This window comes from Pseudonocardia oceanicola (assembly GCF_047200735.1).
Classification (GTDB): Bacteria; Actinomycetota; Actinomycetes; order Mycobacteriales; family Pseudonocardiaceae; genus Pseudonocardia.
This window is the reverse complement of the sequence record NZ_JBJZON010000001.1, coordinates 127944-145080: the sequence shown is the minus strand read 5'-3', so window position 1 is coordinate 145080 and position 17137 is coordinate 127944. Positions and strand designations below refer to the sequence as shown.

At 74.0% G+C, this 17137-nt stretch carries 14 protein-coding genes; 4 read left to right on the top strand and 10 right to left on the bottom strand.

Going from position 1 to position 17137, the window contains the following annotated elements:
• Positions 1 to 3 precede the first annotated feature (3 nt).
• The 3 genes from gatB to gatC are packed head-to-tail and all read right to left on the bottom strand — an operon-like array spanning position 4 to position 3319.
• The gene (gatB, locus tag ACL02T_RS00655; RefSeq protein WP_412828631.1) at positions 4 to 1509 is read right to left on the bottom strand and encodes an Asp-tRNA(Asn)/Glu-tRNA(Gln) amidotransferase subunit GatB; all 1506 of its coding nucleotides are present in this window, start codon (positions 1507 to 1509) and stop codon (positions 4 to 6) included.
• On the bottom strand, positions 1506 to 3011 hold the full coding sequence (gene gatA, locus ACL02T_RS00650; protein ID WP_412828630.1) for an Asp-tRNA(Asn)/Glu-tRNA(Gln) amidotransferase subunit GatA: 1506 nt from the start codon (positions 3009 to 3011) through the stop codon (positions 1506 to 1508). The genes gatB and gatA overlap by 4 nt, the downstream gene beginning before the upstream one ends.
• Positions 3008 to 3319, bottom strand: coding sequence for an Asp-tRNA(Asn)/Glu-tRNA(Gln) amidotransferase subunit GatC (gatC, locus tag ACL02T_RS00645; RefSeq protein ID WP_412829307.1), 312 nt, complete (start codon positions 3317 to 3319; stop codon positions 3008 to 3010). The genes gatA and gatC overlap by 4 nt, the downstream gene beginning before the upstream one ends.
• A gap of 402 nt (positions 3320 to 3721) precedes the next feature.
• On the opposite strand from gatC, the gene ACL02T_RS00640 reads away from it, so the two are divergent.
• Both ACL02T_RS00640 and ACL02T_RS00635 read left to right on the top strand, forming a co-directional pair.
• Complete coding sequence (locus ACL02T_RS00640; protein WP_412828629.1) at positions 3722 to 4381, top strand: ACT domain-containing protein; 660 nt, start codon at positions 3722 to 3724, stop codon at positions 4379 to 4381.
• Between the two features lie 5 nt (positions 4382 to 4386).
• Positions 4387 to 5544, top strand: a complete 1158-nt coding sequence (locus ACL02T_RS00635; protein ID WP_412828628.1) for a PucR family transcriptional regulator — start codon at positions 4387 to 4389, stop codon at positions 5542 to 5544.
• A gap of 78 nt (positions 5545 to 5622) precedes the next feature.
• Here ACL02T_RS00635 and ACL02T_RS00630 read toward each other — a convergent pair whose 3' ends face one another.
• The 7 genes from ACL02T_RS00630 to ACL02T_RS00600 all read right to left on the bottom strand — a co-directional run bounded on the left by ACL02T_RS00630 (position 5623) and on the right by ACL02T_RS00600 (position 14745).
• A complete protein-coding gene (locus ACL02T_RS00630) occupies positions 5623 to 6816 on the bottom strand; it encodes a fatty acid desaturase family protein (RefSeq protein WP_412828627.1) in 1194 nt (397 codons plus the stop codon).
• Between the two features lie 72 nt (positions 6817 to 6888).
• A complete protein-coding gene (locus ACL02T_RS00625) occupies positions 6889 to 7977 on the bottom strand; it encodes a ferredoxin reductase (RefSeq protein ID WP_412828626.1) in 1089 nt (362 codons plus the stop codon).
• Positions 7978 to 8131: 154 nt separating this feature from the next.
• Entirely contained in the window at positions 8132 to 8854 is a 723-nt protein-coding gene (locus ACL02T_RS00620; protein WP_412828625.1) for a 3-keto-5-aminohexanoate cleavage protein, read from the bottom strand.
• A gap of 163 nt (positions 8855 to 9017) precedes the next feature.
• Positions 9018 to 11375, bottom strand: a complete 2358-nt coding sequence (gene ligA, locus ACL02T_RS00615) for an NAD-dependent DNA ligase LigA (protein ID WP_412828624.1) — start codon at positions 11373 to 11375, stop codon at positions 9018 to 9020.
• A gap of 42 nt (positions 11376 to 11417) precedes the next feature.
• Positions 11418 to 13106 (bottom strand): AMP-binding protein, encoded by a 1689-nt coding sequence (locus ACL02T_RS00610; RefSeq protein WP_412828623.1) that lies wholly within the window; start codon positions 13104 to 13106, stop codon positions 11418 to 11420.
• Positions 13103 to 13918, bottom strand: a complete 816-nt coding sequence (locus tag ACL02T_RS00605; RefSeq protein ID WP_412828622.1) for an alpha/beta fold hydrolase — start codon at positions 13916 to 13918, stop codon at positions 13103 to 13105. The genes ACL02T_RS00610 and ACL02T_RS00605 overlap by 4 nt, the downstream gene beginning before the upstream one ends.
• Complete coding sequence (locus tag ACL02T_RS00600) at positions 13915 to 14745, bottom strand: hotdog family protein (protein ID WP_412828621.1); 831 nt, start codon at positions 14743 to 14745, stop codon at positions 13915 to 13917. Before ACL02T_RS00600 ends, ACL02T_RS00605 begins: the two co-directional genes overlap by 4 nt.
• A 127-nt stretch (positions 14746 to 14872) precedes the next feature.
• Here ACL02T_RS00600 and ACL02T_RS00595 point away from each other — a divergent pair, with 127 nt between their 5' ends.
• Positions 14873 to 15496 (top strand): TetR/AcrR family transcriptional regulator, encoded by a 624-nt coding sequence (locus ACL02T_RS00595; RefSeq protein WP_412828620.1) that lies wholly within the window; start codon positions 14873 to 14875, stop codon positions 15494 to 15496.
• Positions 15497 to 15793: 297 nt separating this feature from the next.
• Positions 15794 to 17110, top strand: a complete 1317-nt coding sequence (locus ACL02T_RS00590) for an MFS transporter (protein WP_412828619.1) — start codon at positions 15794 to 15796, stop codon at positions 17108 to 17110.
• Positions 17111 to 17137: the final 27 nt, after the last annotated feature.

Below are 17137 nucleotides of genomic sequence, written 5' to 3'. Positions count from 1 at the left end.
ACGTCAGCCGCAGCGTTCGATGATCAGCTCACGGACGCGCTTGGCGTCGGCCTGGCCCTGGGTGGCCTTCATGACCGCGCCGACGATCGCGCCGGCGGCCTGGACCTTGCCGCCCTTGATCTTCTCGACGACGTCCGGCTGGGCCGCGAGGGCCTCGTCGACGGCGGCGATGAGGGCCGAGTCGTCCGACACGACCTTCAGACCGCGCTTCTCCACGACCTCGTCCGGCTCGCCCTCACCGGCCAGCACGCCGTCGACCACCTGGCGGGCCAGCTTGTTGTTGAGCTCGCCGGACGCCACCAGCGCGATCACACGGGCCACCTGCGCCGGGGTGATCGGCAGGTCGGCCAGCTCCACGCCGCGGCTGTTGGCCTGCTGGGTCAGGTAGGCGACCCACCACGACCGCGCCTCGCCGGCCGGCGCGCCCTCGGCCACCGTGGCCTCGATGAGCTCGAGCGCCCCGGCGTTGACCAGGTCCCGCAGCTCCTCGTCCGACAGGATCCAGGCCTCCTGGATGCGCCTGCGGTGCTCCCAGGGCAGCTCGGGCAGCGTGCCGCGCAGCTCCTCGACCCACTCCGCGTCGGGCGCGATCGGCACGAGATCGGGCTCCGGGAAGTACCGGTAGTCCTCCGAGGTCTCCTTGCGACGACCCGGCCGGGTGGTGCCGGACTGCTCCTCGAAGTGCCGGGTCTCCTGGACGATCACGCCGCCGCCGTCGAGCACACCGGCCTGCCGCTGCATCTCGTGCCGGACGGCCCGCTCGACCGAGCGCAGCGAGTTGACGTTCTTGGTCTCGGTGCGGGTGCCGAGCACGCCGGAGCCCGTGGGCGAGAGCGACAGGTTCACGTCGCACCGCATGGAGCCCTGGTCCATCCGCACGTCCGAGACGCCCAGGGACTTGATCAGGTCCCGCAGCTGCGTGACGTACGCCCGCGCCACCTCCGGCGCCCGCTCGCCCGTACCCGGGATCATCTTCGTGACGATCTCGATCAGCGGCACGCCGGCCCGATTGTAGTCGAGCAGCGAGTACTCCGCGCCGTGGATCCGGCCGTCGGCGCCGCCGACGTGCAGCGACTTGCCGGTGTCCTCCTCCATGTGCGCGCGCGCGATGCCGACGCGCACGACCTCGCCGTCCTCCAGCGTGACGTCCATCCAGCCGTCGACCGCGATCGGCTCGTCGTACTGCGAGGTCTGGAAATTCTTGGGCATGTCCGGGTAGAAGTAGTTCTTCCGCGCGAACCGGCCCCACGGCGCGATCGAGCAGTTCAGCGCCAGCCCGATGCGGATCGCGGCCTCGACCGCGGCCCGGTTGACCACCGGCAGCGAGCCAGGCAGGCCCAGGCACGTCGGGCACACCTGGGTGTTGGGCTCGGCGCCGAAGTCGGTCGGGCAGCCGCAGAACATCTTCGTGCTGGTGGACAGCTCGACGTGCACCTCGAGCCCCAGGGTGGGCTCGTAGCGGGCCACGACGTCGTCGTAGTCGACCAGCGCGGGAGCGGTGGTTGTCACTTCGCGACCTCCGGGACGCGGGCGATCAGCGGCCCGCCCTCGTCGGCATCGCGCGCGGCCTCGAACGCCGCGCCGACGCGGTACATCACGGCCTCGCCCAGCGCGGGCGCCATGATCTGCAGGCCGACCGGCAGGCCGTCCTCCTCGGCCAGGCCCGACGGCACCGACATGCCGGCCACGCCGGCGAGGTTGGTCGGGATGGTGGCGAGGTCGTTGAGGTACATGGCCAGCGGGTCGTCGACCTTCTCGCCGATCGGGAAGGCCGTGGTCGGTGCGGTGGGGCTGACCAGCACGTCCGCCTGCGCGAACGCGGCGGCGAAGTCCCGGCTGATCAGCGTGCGGACCTTCTGCGCCTGCCCGTAGTAGGCGTCGTAGTAGCCCGACGACAGCGCGTACGTGCCGAGGATGATCCGGCGCTTGACCTCGGGGCCGAAGCCGGCCTCGCGGGTCGCGGCCATGACCTCCTCGGCCGAGGCGCCCTCGGCCACGCGCAGGCCGTAGCGCATGGCGTCGAACCGGGCGAGGTTCGACGACACCTCGCTCGGCAGGATCAGGTAGTACGCCGCCAGCCCGTACTCGAAGTGCGGGCAGGACACCTCGACGACCTCGGCACCGAGCTTCTCCAGCCGGCGCAGCGCCGCGTCGAACGACGCCCGCACGCCGGGCTGGTAGCCCTCGCCGCCCAGCTCGCGGACCACGCCGACCCGCACGCCGGACAGGTCGCCCTGCGCGCCGATCCGCGCGGCCTCGACGACGGCCGGGACGGGCGCGTCGATCGAGGTGGAGTCGAGCGGGTCGTGCCCCGCGACGACCTCGTGCAGCAGCGCGGCGTCGAGCACCGTGCGGGCGCACGGGCCGCCCTGGTCGAGCGAGGACGCGCAGGCCACGAGGCCGTAGCGGGACACCCCGCCGTAGGTCGGCTTGACGCCCACGGTGCCGGTGACGGCCGCGGGCTGGCGGATCGAGCCGCCGGTGTCGGTACCGATCGCGAGCGGCGCCTCGAACGCGGCCAGCGCGGCCGCGGACCCGCCGCCGGAGCCGCCGGGGATCCGGGAGAGGTCCCACGGGTTGCGGGTGGGCCCGTACGCCGAGTGCTCGGTGGAGGAGCCCATGGCGAACTCGTCCATGTTCGTCTTGCCCAGGATCGTGATCCCGGCGGCGCGCAGCCTCGCGGTGAGGGTGGCGTCGTACGGCGGGCGCCAGCCCTCGAGGATCCGCGAGCCGCAGGTCGTGGGCATGTCCGTGGTGGTGAACACGTCCTTGAGCGCCAGCGGGACGCCGGCCAGCGGGGACGCCGGCGCGGTGCCGGCCTGCACGGCCTCGTCGACCAGCGCGGCGTTGGCGAGTGCGGCCTCGGCCCCGACGTGCAGGAACGCGTGCACCTCGCCGTCGACCTCGGCGATCCGGTCGAGGTGGGCCTGCGCGGCCTCGACGGCGGAGACCTCGCCGGAGCGGATCTTCGCCGCCAGGTCGGCGGCGGTCAGCCGGATGAGCTCGCTCACTGTTCCTCCCCCAGGATCCGGGGCACGCGGAAGCGGCCTTCCTCGGCGGCGGGCGCGCCCGCGAGCGCCTGCTCCTGGCTCAGCCCGGGGCGCCGGACGTCCGGGCGGAAGACGTTCTGCAGCGGCACCGCGTGCGAGGTCGGCGGGATGTCCCGCGCGGCCACCTCGCCGACCCGGGCGACCGCGCCCAGGATCACGTCGAGCTGTCCGGCGAAGACGTCCAGCTCGTCGTCCGTGACCGCCAGCCGGGCCAGCCGGGCGAGGTGCGCGACCTCGTCCCGGGAGAGGGCTCCCGTGGAGTCGGACACCGTGGGGTCGGACACCGTGGGGTCGGACACCGTGGGGTCGGACACCGTGGGGTCGGGCGCCGTGGGATCGGGCGCCGTCGGATCGGGCCCAGCGTCGGCGGGCATGTCCCTCCTCGAGGAGACGGATGCGGACCTGCAGCGGGAGGCCACGGCCCTCGGAGTTCCTGGCACGAGCGGGGGCGCGCCTGGTTCGGTCGGAGGGCACCTCGCCCGCTCGCCACCAGTCTATTCGCGCCCACCGACGGATCGTCGACGGGTTTGGTCGGCTCCGCGGCACGCTGTCAACCCCCTGCGCCTGTCCGTGACCAGCGCCGGTTTGGCAGGATCGACCGGGGCGACGCCCCCTGCGCAGGGGGCGGGCGCCGTCGTGTCGTGCGATCGATCTCGAGGAGGCGTGGCGGAGTGTCGTTCCTGCTCCGGGTGGTCCTACCGGACAAACCGGGCATCCTGGGCGCGGTCGCCACGGCCCTCGGCGACGCCGGGGCGGACATCCTGGGCGTCGACGTCGTCGAGCGCACGGACGGGCAGGCGGTCGACGACCTGGCCGTCGAGCTGCCCTCGGGCCGCCCGCCGGACGTCCTGATCACCGCCGCCGAGTCGGTCCCGGGCGTGCAGGTGGAGTCCGTGCGGCCCTCCAGCGGGCGCCTGGACACCCACCGCGAGCTGGAGCTGGTCGACGCGATCGCCTCCGACCCCGCGCACGGGCTCGCGCTGCTCGCCGAGGAGGTCCCGCGGCTGTTCCGCGCGGGCTGGGCGATCGTCGCCGTGCGGGAGGAGGGCCGGTCCTACCGGCTGGCGGACTCCCCCGCCGCCCCGGAGACCCGGGCGGGCGACCTGCCGTGGCTGCCGCTGGACAAGGCGATGGTCGTCGACCCCGAGGTGCACTGGGTGCCCGAGCCCTGGAGCGCGCTCGACACGGAGCTGGCCGCCGCGCCGTTCGGCAGCTCGCTCCCGGCCAAGGCGCTGGTCGTCGGGCGGCCGGGTGGGCCGGCGTTCCGGCCGTCGGAGCTGGCGCGCCTGGCCCACCTCGCGGGCATCGTCGCGACGGTCCTCGGGTCCTGACCGTCGTGGACCGGCCCTGGGCGCGCGTCCCGTCTTCGGCGGGGAAGGCGTTGCGCCCGTACGTCGTGGGCGCGACGGACGAGATCATCGCCGAGGTCCGGGCGCAGGTCCCGGAGTACTCGCGGCCGCTGAAGGGCAACTTCGGCAACCGCATCACCCAGGGCGTCTCGGTCGCGCTGGACCAGTTCGTCGGGCTGCTGGGCTCGGACACCGACCTGCCGGACACCCGCATCTACGCCGAGCTCGGCCGCGTCGAGCACCGCGAGGGCCGCACCCTGGCCGCGCTGCAGAGCGCCTACCAGGTCGGGACGCGCACCGTCTGGCGGGCGGTCGGCGCGAGCCCCGTCGCCCGCGCGCTGCCGCCCGACGTGATCTTCGCGCTGGCCGAGGCGCTGTTCTCCTACGTCGAGCAACTGTCCGCGGCGTCGGTCGCCGGGTGGGCGCAGGAGGAGGCCATGCAGGCCGGGTCCCTGCAGACCCGGCGCAACGCCCTGGTCGAGGCCCTCGTCGCGCGGCCGCCGGTCGAGCCGGCGGAGATCGAGAAGCTCGCCACGGCGGCCGGCTGGACCGTCCCCGCCCGGCTCGCGGCCCTCGTCGTCGACGACGCCGTGGAGGTCGCCGCGCGCATCCCCGGTGCCGTCGCGGCGGACCTCGACCCGGCCGGGATCGCCTTCGTGCCCGCGGTGCGCGAGGGGCTCGACGAGCTGGTCCGCGGCGCGCTGCGGGACCGGCGTGCGGTGCTGGGCCCGCTGGTGCCGGCGGCCGAGGCGCACCGGTCCGCGGCGCGGGCCCGCTCCGCCTGGCCCGCGCACGCGGCAGGGCTGCTCGCCCGGGACGGCGGGCCGCTGCTGTGGGCCGACACCCATCTCGTCGAGCTCCTGCTGGTCGGCGCCCCCGACCTGGCCGCCGACCTGCGGGAGCGGGTCACGGGGCCGCTGCAGGACATGCCCGCCGGGGCGGCGGCCCGCGCGCTGGAGACCCTGCGCGCCTGGCTCGATGCCCACGGCGACGTCACCACCGCCGCCGCGGCGCTGCACGTGCACCCGCAGACCGTGCGCTATCGCCTCGCGAGCCTGCGGGAGACCTACGGCGAGGCGCTCGACGACCCGGCCCTGCGCCTGGAGCTGACGGTCGGCCTCCGCGCCCTCGACGCGAAACCCTGACGCACTATGGAACCATAACGCGCGAATTCCGACCCCTGATCCGCATTATGGAACCATAATGCACAAGATCCGGGGTGATCAGGCGGCGAGGCGGGCGGGGGCGACGCGGCGGACGGCCTGGCCGATGCGCGTGCGGGGGGTCGGTTTCGGGGCGCCGTAGCGCTCGTGGCCGCCCGGGAAGGCCAGCCGGAGGATCTTGCGCCAGACCTTCGCGTACTGCTTCGGCAGCGGCCCCGCGTTGTACGGCAGGCCGTAGCGCTCGCAGATCTCCCGGACCCTGGGCGCGATCTCGGCGTAGCGGTTGCTGGGCAGGTCGGGGAAGAGGTGGTGCTCGATCTGGTGCGACAGGTTGCCCGTCATCAAATGCATGGCCTTGCTGCCGGTCAGGTTCGCCGAGCCGAGCATCTGGCGGATGTACCACTGCCCCCGGGTCTCGCCCTCGAGCCGCTCCTCCTCGAAGGTCTCGGTGCCGTCCGGGAAGTGCCCGCAGAAGATCACCGCGTGGGACCAGACGTTGCGCACGGTGTTCGCGGTGAGGTTGGCGACGAGCGTCGAGAGTGCCGACGGCCCGGACAGCAGCGGGAACAGCACGTAGTCCTTCGCCGCCTGCTTGCCGATCTTCCGGAGCGTCGCGGCGATCTGCGGCTTGGCCTCGGCCCAGCTCTTCTCGCCGCTACGGATCTTGTCCGTCTCGACGTCGTACAGCGCGATGCCGTACTCGAAGATCAACGACAGCCCGACGTTCGTCAGCGGCTGCAGCAGGTTCGCGGGCTTCCACTCCTGCTCCGGCGTGATCCGCATGACGGTGTAGCCGAGGTCGCGGTCCTTGCCGCGGATGTTGGTGAAGGTGTGGTGCTCGTAGTTGTGCGAGCGCTTCCAGAACTCGGCCGGGTCGACGTGGTCCCAGTCCCAGGTCGTCGAGTGGATCTTCGGGTCCCGCATCCAGTCCCACTGACCGTGCAGGATGTTGTGCCCGAGCTCCATGTTCTCGAGGATCTTCGCGACCGACAGCGCCGCGGTCCCGGCGATCCAGGCCGGCGGGAACCTCGAGAAGAGCAGCAGGCCGCGGCCGCCGAACTCCAGCCCGCGCTGGGCGCGGATCACCGCGTGGATGTAGCGGGCGTCGCGCTCGCCACGGGAGGCGACGACCTCCTCGCGGATCGCGTCGAGCTCCGCGCCGAGCGCCTCGACCTGGTCGTCGGTGAGGTGCGCGGCGGCGGACACGTTCTCGGTGGCGGTCCCGGCGGGGGCCTGGGGGGCGCGACGAAGCATGCGGTGTCTCTCCAGCTCGGTGGGGTCGTGCGGGCGATCTGCCGCGGCGGGGCAGGGGTCGCGCACGGATCGTCAGAGGTCGAGGGTGATGTCGCCGGTGGGAGCGGAGACGCAGGTCCGGACGGGGCGGCCCGGCTGGTCGGCGGAGTCGACCAGCTCGCCGGACTGCAGGTCGCGCACCGCCCCGGCCTGCAGCTTGCCGACGCAGGTGTGGCAGATGCCCATCCGGCAGCCGTTGGGCAGCAGGACGCCGGCGGCCTCCCCGGCGAGCAGGACGGGAGTGTCCGGCGCCGCGTCGGCGACGAGGCCGCTGGTGGCGAACGTGATGCGACCACCGGTGCCGGCCGCGCTCTCCACCCGCGCGGGTGCGAACCGCTCGACGTGCAGCAGCTCCGGGTCGCCCGCCCGGTCCCAGTGCACGGCGAGGGTGTCGAGCAGGCCGGCGGGACCGCAGGCCCACGTCTCGCGCACCGCCCAGTCCGGCACGGCGTCGGCGAGGGAGTCGGGGGTGAGCCGGCCCTCGGCGGCGGTGTGCCGCTCGACGAGCCGCAGCCCGGTGCGTGCGGCCAGTGCACGCAGCTCGGGCCCGAACACGACGTCGTCGGGGGTGCGGTCGCAGTGGACCAGGACCGCGCCGGACAGGGCGGCCGGGTCGAGCGAGCGCAGCATCCCCATCACCGGCGTGATGCCGCTGCCGGCGGTGACGAACAGCAGCTTCTCCGGCGCGGGCTCGGGGAGCGTGAACTCCCCCGCCGCCGGGCCCAGCCCGACGACCGTGCCCACCGGTGTGCCGTGCGCGAGCCGACCGGACAGGATCCCGCCCGGCACCGCGGTGACCGCGACCGACAGCAGCGGGTCGCCGGGCCGCGAGGTGACCGAGTAGGTCCGCCAGTGCCAGACGCCGTCGACCTGCAACCCGATCCCGAGGTACTGGCCCGGTCGGTGCCGCGCGAACGACGTGCCCGGCCGCAGCACGAGCGTGGTGGTGTCGGGGGTCTCGCGAACCACCCGCACCACGCGGGCACGCGGCGCGGACCGCGACCACATCGGGTTGAGGGTGCCCAGGACGTCGTCGGGCACCAGGGGCGTGATCAGCAGCCCGGCGGCGGCACGGACACGCCGGGCCACGCGGCTGTCCCGAAACCGGCTTGCGGAGCTCATGACGCCCACGGTAGGGATCACGGATCGGTCACGGCCACGGTGACAGCCACGCCCTGCCGCCGCTTTCTGTTGCCCGACCAACAACCTCGGACGACGAGCGTGACGGGCGCTCCGAACGGGAACCCGAGGGGGTTACGGGTCGTTCCGCGCGTACTCAGACCCGGATGGCGAGGGCGGCCCGGACGAGGTCGTCGTTGCCGGTGGCGAGCCAGCCGTCCGGGCGAACCAGGACGTCCTCGAAGCCGATCCGGGTGTCGACGCCCATCCGCAGCGCGTACTCGAGCACCGGCCAGGCGCCGTCCTCCTCGCCGTGCAGCAGCACCGGCACGGGCAGCTGCCCCAGCGCGCGCACGATCCGGACCGCCTCGGCGACCGCGGTCTCCGGGTCCGAGACGACGGTCGACTCGGCGAGCACGCGGACGGTCATCGGCGGGACCCCGCTCTGCCGCAACGTGACGGCGTCGCCACTGGTCCACACGCCGAGCTCGACGCCGATGCCCACGGTGGCCGCCGCCCGGCAGACCTCGACCCAGCCCTTCTCGTGCACGTTGACGGAACAGACGTCCGGCTTGCCGAGACCGAGCCGGCCCCAGCTGAGCACGGCCTCGATGCGCAGGTTCGGGTCCGGCTGGATCCACCGTCCGGTGGTCACGCCGATCTCGACGCCCGGCGCCTCCTGCCGGATCAGCGCCACCGCGTCGCCGACGTGCACCGGGTCGATCGTCTCGTGGCCGAGCGGGTCGCGCGGGTGCACGTGGACGGAACCGACGCCGAGGCGGGCGACCGCGCGGGCGTCCCGGGCGAGGTGCCGGGCCAGGACGGGCAGCGCCGGGTGCGCGTCCTCCGGACGCGAACCGTTCAGGACCGCCTGCAGCACCGTGTCTCCTCCGCTCCCAGAATCCGCGCCGCACCCCACGACGGCATCGGGCGGCGCGACGACCGGTCGGGCCCGTGCGGGGAGCGGAAGCCGCGAGCCTAGTGGGACCTTCCCGCCGACCCGCGCGGCCGGGCCGGGAGATCCCTCCCACTGCTGACGCGTGTCACGATCCCGGCGCGGCGCCGGCGTGTCGGGCGGCCTCCTCGGGGCCGCGGTCCAGCAGCACGCGGAAGCCCTCCTCGTCGAGCACCGGGACGCCGAGCTCGACGGCCTTGTCGTACTTCGACCCCGGCGCGTCCCCCGCCACGAGGAAGGCCGTCTTCTTCGAGACCGATCCGGCGGCCCGCCCGCCGCGGGCCAGGATCGCCTCCTTGGCCTCGTCCCGGGAGAAGTTCTCCATCGAGCCGGTGATCACGATCGACAGGCCCTCCAGCGTGCGCGGGACCGACTCGTCGACCTCGTCGACCATCCGCACGCCCGCCGCCCGCCACTTCGCGACGACCTCGCGGTGCCAGTCCACGGTGAACCAGTCCCGCACCGCGGCGGCGATGGTGGGGCCCACACCCTCGACGCCGGCGATCGGCGCCAGCGCGGCCGCGACCGCCTTCGCCTGGGCGCGGGTGGCCGCCTTCTGCGCCTTCTCCTCCTCGGCGGCGAGCGCCTCGGGATCGGCGTCCTCCGCCGACGCGTCGGAGGCGCCCTCGGTCTCGGGCGCGGCCTCGGGTGCGGCCCCCGGCGCGGTCTCGGCGTCCGGGGCGGCCTCCCCGTCCGTCTCCTCGGCCGCGGACCCGGTCGAGGTGATCTCCACCCCGGCCTTCTCCGTCTCCTCCCGCGCCGTGGCGGCGGCCCGTTCGATCGCCTCCATCGAGTGGAACTCCCGGGCGAGCGCCTGCGCGGCCGTGGGCCCGACGTGCCGGATCGACAGGCCGACGAGCACCCGCCACAGCGGCCGGTCCTTCGCCACCTCCAGGTTCTGCAGCAGCTTGCGGCCGTTGGCCGACAGCGCGCCCGCCTTGGTGCGGAAGAGGTCGACCTGCAGCAGGTCCTCCTCGGTGAGGGCGAAGACGTCCCCCTCGTCGTGCACCACGCCGGACCTCAGCAGGGCCGTGGCGGCCTCGTAGCCCAGGCCCTCGATGTCGAACGCCCCGCGGCCGGCCACGTGGAACAGCCGCTCGCGCAGCTGCGCGGGACAGGACCGGGCGTTGGGGCAGCGCTGGTCGACGTCGCCCGCCTTCTGCCGCACCAGCTCGGTGCCGCACTCCGGGCAGTGCGTGGGCATGACGAACGCCCGCTCCTCGCCCGTGCGCACGTCCGTGACCGGGCCGAGCACCTCGGGGATCACGTCGCCCGCCTTGCGGATGACCACCCGGTCGCCGATGAGCACGCCCTTGCGACGCACCTCGTCCTCGTTGTGCAGGGTGGCCATCGAGACCGTGGAGCCGGCGACCAGCACCGGCTCCATCACCGCGAACGGGGTGACCCGCCCGGTCCGGCCGACGTTGACCTGGATGTCGAGGAGTGTGGTGGTGGCCTCCTCCGGCGGGTACTTGTAGGCGATCGCCCACCGCGGGGCGCGCGAGGTGGCGCCGAGCCGCCGCTGCAGCGCGACCTCGTCGACCTTGACGACCACGCCGTCGATCTCGTGCTCGATGTCGTGCCGGTGCTCGCCCCAGTACGCGACGTGCGCCACCACCTGGTCGATCGAGGCGAACACGACGGTGCGGGGGGAGAGCGGCAGCCCCCACGCCCGGAGCGCCTCGTAGGAGTGCGACTGGGTGACCGGGGTGAAGCCCTTCCGCCGGCCCAGCCCGTGGCAGATCAGCCGCAGGTTGCGCGAGGCGGTGACCCGGGGGTCCTTCTGCCGCAGCGAGCCGGCCGCGGTGTTGCGCGGGTTGGCGAACGGGGCCCTGCCCGCCTCGACGAGTGCCGCGTTGAGCCGTTGGAAGTCCTGGAGCCGGAAGTACACCTCGCCGCGCACCTCGACGAGCTCGGGCACCGGGAACTCGTCCGTGCCGGTGAGCTTCTCCGGCACCTCCTCGAGCGTGCGCATGTTGAGCGTGATGTCCTCGCCCGTGCGCCCGTCCCCCCGGGTGAGCGCACGGGTGAGCACCCCGTTCTCGTACAGCAGGTTCACCGCGAGCCCGTCGATCTTCAGCTCGCACAGGTAGTGCAGGTCCGACCCGACCTCGCGGACGGTCCGCTCCGCCCAGGCGCGCAAGTCCTCCTCGCTGAACGCGTTGTCCAGGCTGAGCATGCGCTCGAGGTGGTCGTGCGCGGTGAACTCGGTGGAGAACCGGCCGCCGACCTTCTGCGTGGGCGAGTCCGGGGTGCGCAGCTGGGGGAACTCCTCCTCGAGCGCGATCAGCGCGCGCCACAGCTCGTCGAACTGACCGTCCGAGATCACGGGCGCGTCGAGCACGTAGTAGCGGAACTGGTGGTCCGCGACCTCCGTGGCGAGCGAGGCGTGCCGCTCCCGCACGTCGTCGGGAACGGTGCTGGTGGGGACGCTGTCCGGGCTCACGGGTGGCAGGTTAGTCGGCCCCACCGACGAACCCGGGCGACCTCAGCGGGCCGCGGCGGCCCACTCCCGCAGCGCCGCGGCGCGGATCTTGGTGCCGTTGGTCCCCGAGGTGGTCGGCATCTCCTCGATCACGTGCACCGTCTCGGGCACCTTGAACTTCGCCAGCCCTTCGGCGCACCACGTCCGCAGGGCCGCCGGGTCCGGTGCGCGCCCCTCCTCCGGCACGACGAACCCGACGGCGACGGTCGCGCCCTCGGCGTCCGCGACGCCCACGACCTTCGCGGTGTGCACGTCCGGGTGCGCCGCCAGCCGCACCTCGATCTCCGCGGGGTCGACGAGGAAGCCGTGCAGCCGCAGCGCGTCGCCCATCCGGCAGACGTAGGCGAAGACCCCGTCGTCGACGACCGTGCCCAGGTCGCCGGAGTGGAACCAGCCGTCCCGGGTGAACGCGTCGGGGACCTCGGCACCCAGGTAGGCGTCGACGACGTTGGACCCGCGGAACTGCAGCTCGCCCTCGTGCCCGGGGGTGAGCACCTGCTCGGTCACCGGGTCGGCCACCCGCACCTCGATCCCGGGGTGGACGACGCGTCCACCGCCGACCCAGCGGGCCGGTTCCGGCTCGTCGTGGGGCCAGTGGGCGGTGAGCGCGAACAGCTCCGACGAGCCATAGACCCCCGAGGTGAGGGTGCCGAACTCGTCGCGCGCCCAGGCGGCCAGCTCGCGGGAGCGGCCCTGGAAGTCCGCCACGCCCCACCAGCGCCAGGCCGACAGGTCCCGCGGGCGCTCCCGCCACGCCTCGGCGAGCCGCAGCACCAGGTCGTCCCCACCGACGACGTGGGTGACGCCCAGGGACTCCATGACGTCGAGCACCGCGTCGGCCGAGAACACCGGGGCGAGGACGCAGACCCCGCCGGCGGCCAGCGCGGCCATCGCGGTCTGGTAGCCGAACACCCCGGACAGCGGCAGCGCGCAGAGCACGTGCTCGCCCTCGGCGATCCCGATCGTCGCGGCGTCGGCGGCCGCGTGGGTGAGTACGCCGGTCGCCGAGTGCGCCGCGAGCTTCGGCATGCCGGTCGAGCCGGAGGTCGTGAACGCGACGGCGAGGTCCGCCGGGTTCGACCCCGGCACGGTGCCGTCGTCCGGGCCCTCGGTCAGGGTGGGCACCCAGGCGCCCCCGCCGACGTCGGCGACGGCCGGGTCCGGCGCCTCCCGGCCCGGTCCGGCGACGACGGCCACCGCCGGGGCGGGCCCGTCGCCGACCGCCTCCTTCAGCCGGCCGAGCAGGTCCAGGCCGTGGAAGTCGTGGGCCAGGGCGACCAGCTCCGGGCGGGCGCGCCCGAGGACGTGCCGGACCTCCTCGACGTTGTACCGGGTGTTGATCCCGATGACGTGCGCCCCGCGCGCGGCGACGGCGAACTGCCAGGCCAGTGTGTCGCTCCAGTTGGGCATCCACACCGCGACGCAGTCGCCGGCGCCGATGCCGCGGGTGCGCAGCTCCTCGGCGAGCGCGCCGGTGCGCCGCCACAGCTCGCCACGGGTGACCGCGATCCGCTCCCCGGCCGGTCCCTCGTCCAGCGCGACGACCGCCTCCGGGTCCCGTGCGGCGAGCCGGCCGAGCAGGTCCGGCAGGTCGCGCGGCACCGGACCGGACGCCGGGTGCGGGGAGACACGGTGCGGGGCGACGAGCGGCTCGCGCTCCTCCGTGCTCGGGCCGGACGGGCTCCCGCTCATGCCGCCACCTCGCTCCCGAGCTCCGCCAGCCAGTCCGCCAGCATGCCGTCGAAGCCCTCGATCTCCTCCATCGGATAGTGCCCGATCCCGTCGAGCACGGTGCACCGCCCGCCGGGGATCAGCGCGGCCGCCGCGCGCGTGCCGGCGGCCGGGACCCACAGGTCGTCCGCACCGACGACGAGGTGCGCCGGGCAGGTCACCCCGCCCAGCCGGTCCCGCAGGTCGTGCGTGGTCCAGCCGATCAGGTCCGAGTTCGAGACCGCCGGGTCCTCGCGGCGGTGCATGGTCGCGATCAGCTCGGCCCGCTCGGCAGGCACCGACCGCCCGACGACGGCGAGCGTCCCCAGGTGGGTCCGGTCCGTCCGGCTCGGGGCGGACACGTCCGTCAGCTCCCGGCGCAGCCCCCGCTCCGAGGGAGTGCCGCCGGTCCAGGCGTTCGCCGCCATGGCGACGACGCCGGCCAGCCGGTCCGACGCGCGCGCGGCCAGGTCGAGCGTGATCTTGCCGCCGATCGAGCAGCCGACGACGTAGGGGCGCTCCAGCCCCAGGACGTCGAGGAGCTCGAGGCACCAGGCGGCGTAGTCGCCCAGGTCGGTGATCGGGCCGCCGGGCGCGGGCTCCGACCGGCCGTGCCCGGGCAGGTCCGGCACCACCACCCGGAAGCCGCGGGAGGCGAGCGCCGGGGCGACGTGGCGCCACTGCACCCCGCTCTGCCCCGCGGTGTGCAGGCACAGCACGGGGGCCGGGTCGTTCCCGCCCGCCCCGTGCTCCTCGAGGAAGGCGAGCGCGCCCCCGATCTCGATGTATCTCATGCGATCCCCCGGGCCGCGTCGACGATCAGGTGCAGGGCCTTCGTCAGGCGCAGGTACTCGTAGCCGTTGCCCCGTATGCCGAACCGGCCGGACATGGCGAAGCGGGTGAACTCGTTGGCCGGGGCGGTGACGAGCTCGGTCCAGGTGAGCTCGTCCGCCTCGACGGTGAACGTGGAGCCCTGCGCCGCGCGGCCGGCCACCTCGATGACCGTGCCGCGGTAGACCCGCAGCGCGACCTCGTGCTCGCCGGCGCGCAGCCCGATCGCGCCGTCCCAGGTGGCGAGTACCTCGGCGAACTCCGGCGGGAGCGCCGCGACGAGCGCCTCGCCCCACGCGACGGTGCCGAAGGCGCGCCCGACCGGGTCGGGCCCGGGGCCGGCGGCGTCGACCAGCGCGGCGGTGGTGCCCTCCTGCACGACGTGGCCCTGCTCGTCGACCAGCCGCATGGACCGTGTGACGACGCCGGCGTCGCCCCTGTGCGTGCGGCGGCAGCGCACGACGGTCATCTCTAGGCACACCGTGTCGCCGACGCGGAGCGGGCGGCGGTAGCTCCAGTGCGTGTCGAGCAGCCCGCGGACGGCGGAGCCGTGCAGGCCGAGGCCCTGCAGCAGGCCCATCGCCACGGCGATGCCGAACGGGCCCTGCAGGATCCCGTCCGGCCCCGCGTGCAGCGGGTGGTCGTCGCCGGAGAGCCGGGTGAAGTCCGCGAGGTCGGTGGCCGTGACGGTCCGGGGCGCGCTGGTGAAGCGCTCCCCGACCGTGAAGTCCTCGAACCGGCGGCCGGGCCCGGTCCGGGTGTCGGGTCGCAGGACCTGCTCGGTCGGCACGCGGCCCCCCTTCGTCGCGACGGTGTACGAGCGGACGCAGCGTACGAACGAACGTTCTTGTGATTCTGACACAACCACCCGTCCACACCCTCCGTCAAGCTCCGGGGCTGCACTAGTCTTGGTCGACATGAACGATCGTTCCCCGGCGCTGCTGGTCGCCGACACGGGGCGCGGGAACGAGGCCGCGATCCTCAACGCCGCGCTGGCCGCCTTCGGCGCGCAGGGATTCAACGGCGCCTCGATGCGCGAGGTCGCGAAGGGCGCCGGCACCAGCCTGTCGAACCTCTACAACTACTTCCCCTCGAAGTCGCACCTGCTCGCCGAGGTGCTGCGGCACGCGAACGCCGAGCTCGAGGCCCGCGTCCGGCGGGCCGTCGGCGACGCGGGCGACGACGCCGCCTCCCGGATGCGCGAGGCGGTCCGCGCCTACGTCGGGTTCGTGGTCGACCAGCAGCTCGCGATGCTGGTCTCCACCGCGGAGGTGCGCTACCTGGCGGGCGAGGACCGGGAGCGACTGGTCGCCGACCGCGACCGCACGCAGGCGATCTTCGCCGGCATCGTGGAGCAGGGAGTGGCGGCCGGTGAGTTCCGCACGCCGCACGCCGCCGACGCCGCACGCGCGATCCTGTCCATGGTCAACGCCGTCGCCACCTGGTACCGGCCGGAGGGCCGACTGTCCCGCGGCCAGCTCGCCGAGCAGCACGCCCGGTACGCCCTGGCCCTGCTCGAGGCCCCCCTCCCGCGCGCCTGACCGCCGGGCCGGGGTGCCCGACTTCCCGGTTCCGACTTCCCGGTTCCGACTTCCCGGTTCCGACTTCCCGGTTCCGACTTCCCGGGGCCCGACCCCGGCCCGAGGCCGCACCCGCTCGGCCTCGACCCCGAGCCGCACCCCTGCTCTTGTGGACCGGCGACACCGCGGTTACCGTAAGAACGATCGTTCGTACCGTCGTCCGTACTCCTGCGGACGACACGCACCCGCACCGTGGCGGAGGTAGCCGACATGTCCCCCGAGAAGCAGGACCGGACGGAGCCCGCCGCTCCCCCGCGCATGGGAAGACTCGCCGCCGCGGCCGTCTTCGCCACCGCGCTGGAGTGGTTCGACTTCCTGATCTACGCGACGGCCGCGGCGCTCGTGCTCGGCCCCCAGTTCTTCCCCTCGGTCAGCCCGGTCGCCGGCACGCTCGCCTCGTTCGCGACCTTCGCCGTCGGGTTCGTGGCGCGGCCGCTGGGCGGCATCATCGCCGGGCACGTGGGCGACCGGTTCGGCCGCAAGCCCCCGCTCGTCGTCGCGATGCTGGTCATGGGCATCGCCACCACCGCGATCGGGGTGCTGCCGGGCTACGCGACCATCGGCGTGTGGGCGCCGATCCTGCTCGTCGTCGCGCGGCTGGTGCAGGGCCTGGGCGTCGGCGCGCAGTGGGGCGGCGCCGCGCTGCTGCTCACCGAGCACGCGCCCGTCGAGCGGCGCGGGTTCTACGGCAGCCTGGTGCAGACCGGCGCGATCTTCGGCGCCGTCGCCGGCAACGTCTTCTTCCTGGTCCTCACCGCCGTGCTGACCCCGGCCCAGTTCGACGCCTGGGGCTGGCGCATCCCGTTCCTGTCCGGCCTGGTGCTGGTGCTGATCGGGATCTTCGTGCAGCTGAAGATCGAGGACACCCCGGTGTTCCGCGAGCTGCAGCAGCGCTCGGCCGAGTCGAAGCGCGACGCCGGGTTGCGCAAGGCACCGTTGGTCCAGGCGGTCCGCCGGTACTGGAAGGAGATCCTGCAGGCCGCGGGCGCGTTCTTCGTGGTCAACGCGACCTTCTACATCCTGATCAGCGGCATGCTCGACTACGCGACCACGACCGTCGGCATGTCCCGGACGGCGATCCTGTGGTGCGTGATGGGCGCCGGGCTGACCCAGGTCGTGACCATGCCCTTCTTCGGCGCGCTCACCGACCGCATGGGCACCCGCAAGAAGCTGTACCTCACCGGAACCGTGCTGATGGCGCTGTTCGCCTTCCCGATGTTCTGGATGGTGGACACCGGCTCGGTCCCGCTGGTCTTCCTCGCCCTGCTGATCGGGTTCACGATCCACGCCACGATGTACGGACCGCAGGCCACGCTGTACGCGGAGATGTTCCCGGCCGACGTCCGGTACTCCGGTGCCTCGCTCGGCTACCAGTTCGCGTCGGTGTTCGCGGGCGGGCTCGCGCCGTTCGTCATGGCGGCGCTGCTGGCCGCGACCGGTGCGTCGTGGTCGGTGTCGCTCTACATCATCGCGGGCGCGGCGGTCACCTTCGTCGCCGTCGCGACGATCAGGGAGCAGTTCCGCCGGGACCTGTACGAGACCTCCGACGCCCCGGTGGCCGTGCACGCCTCCTGACCCCCGGTGCCCGAGGGGCGCCCTCGC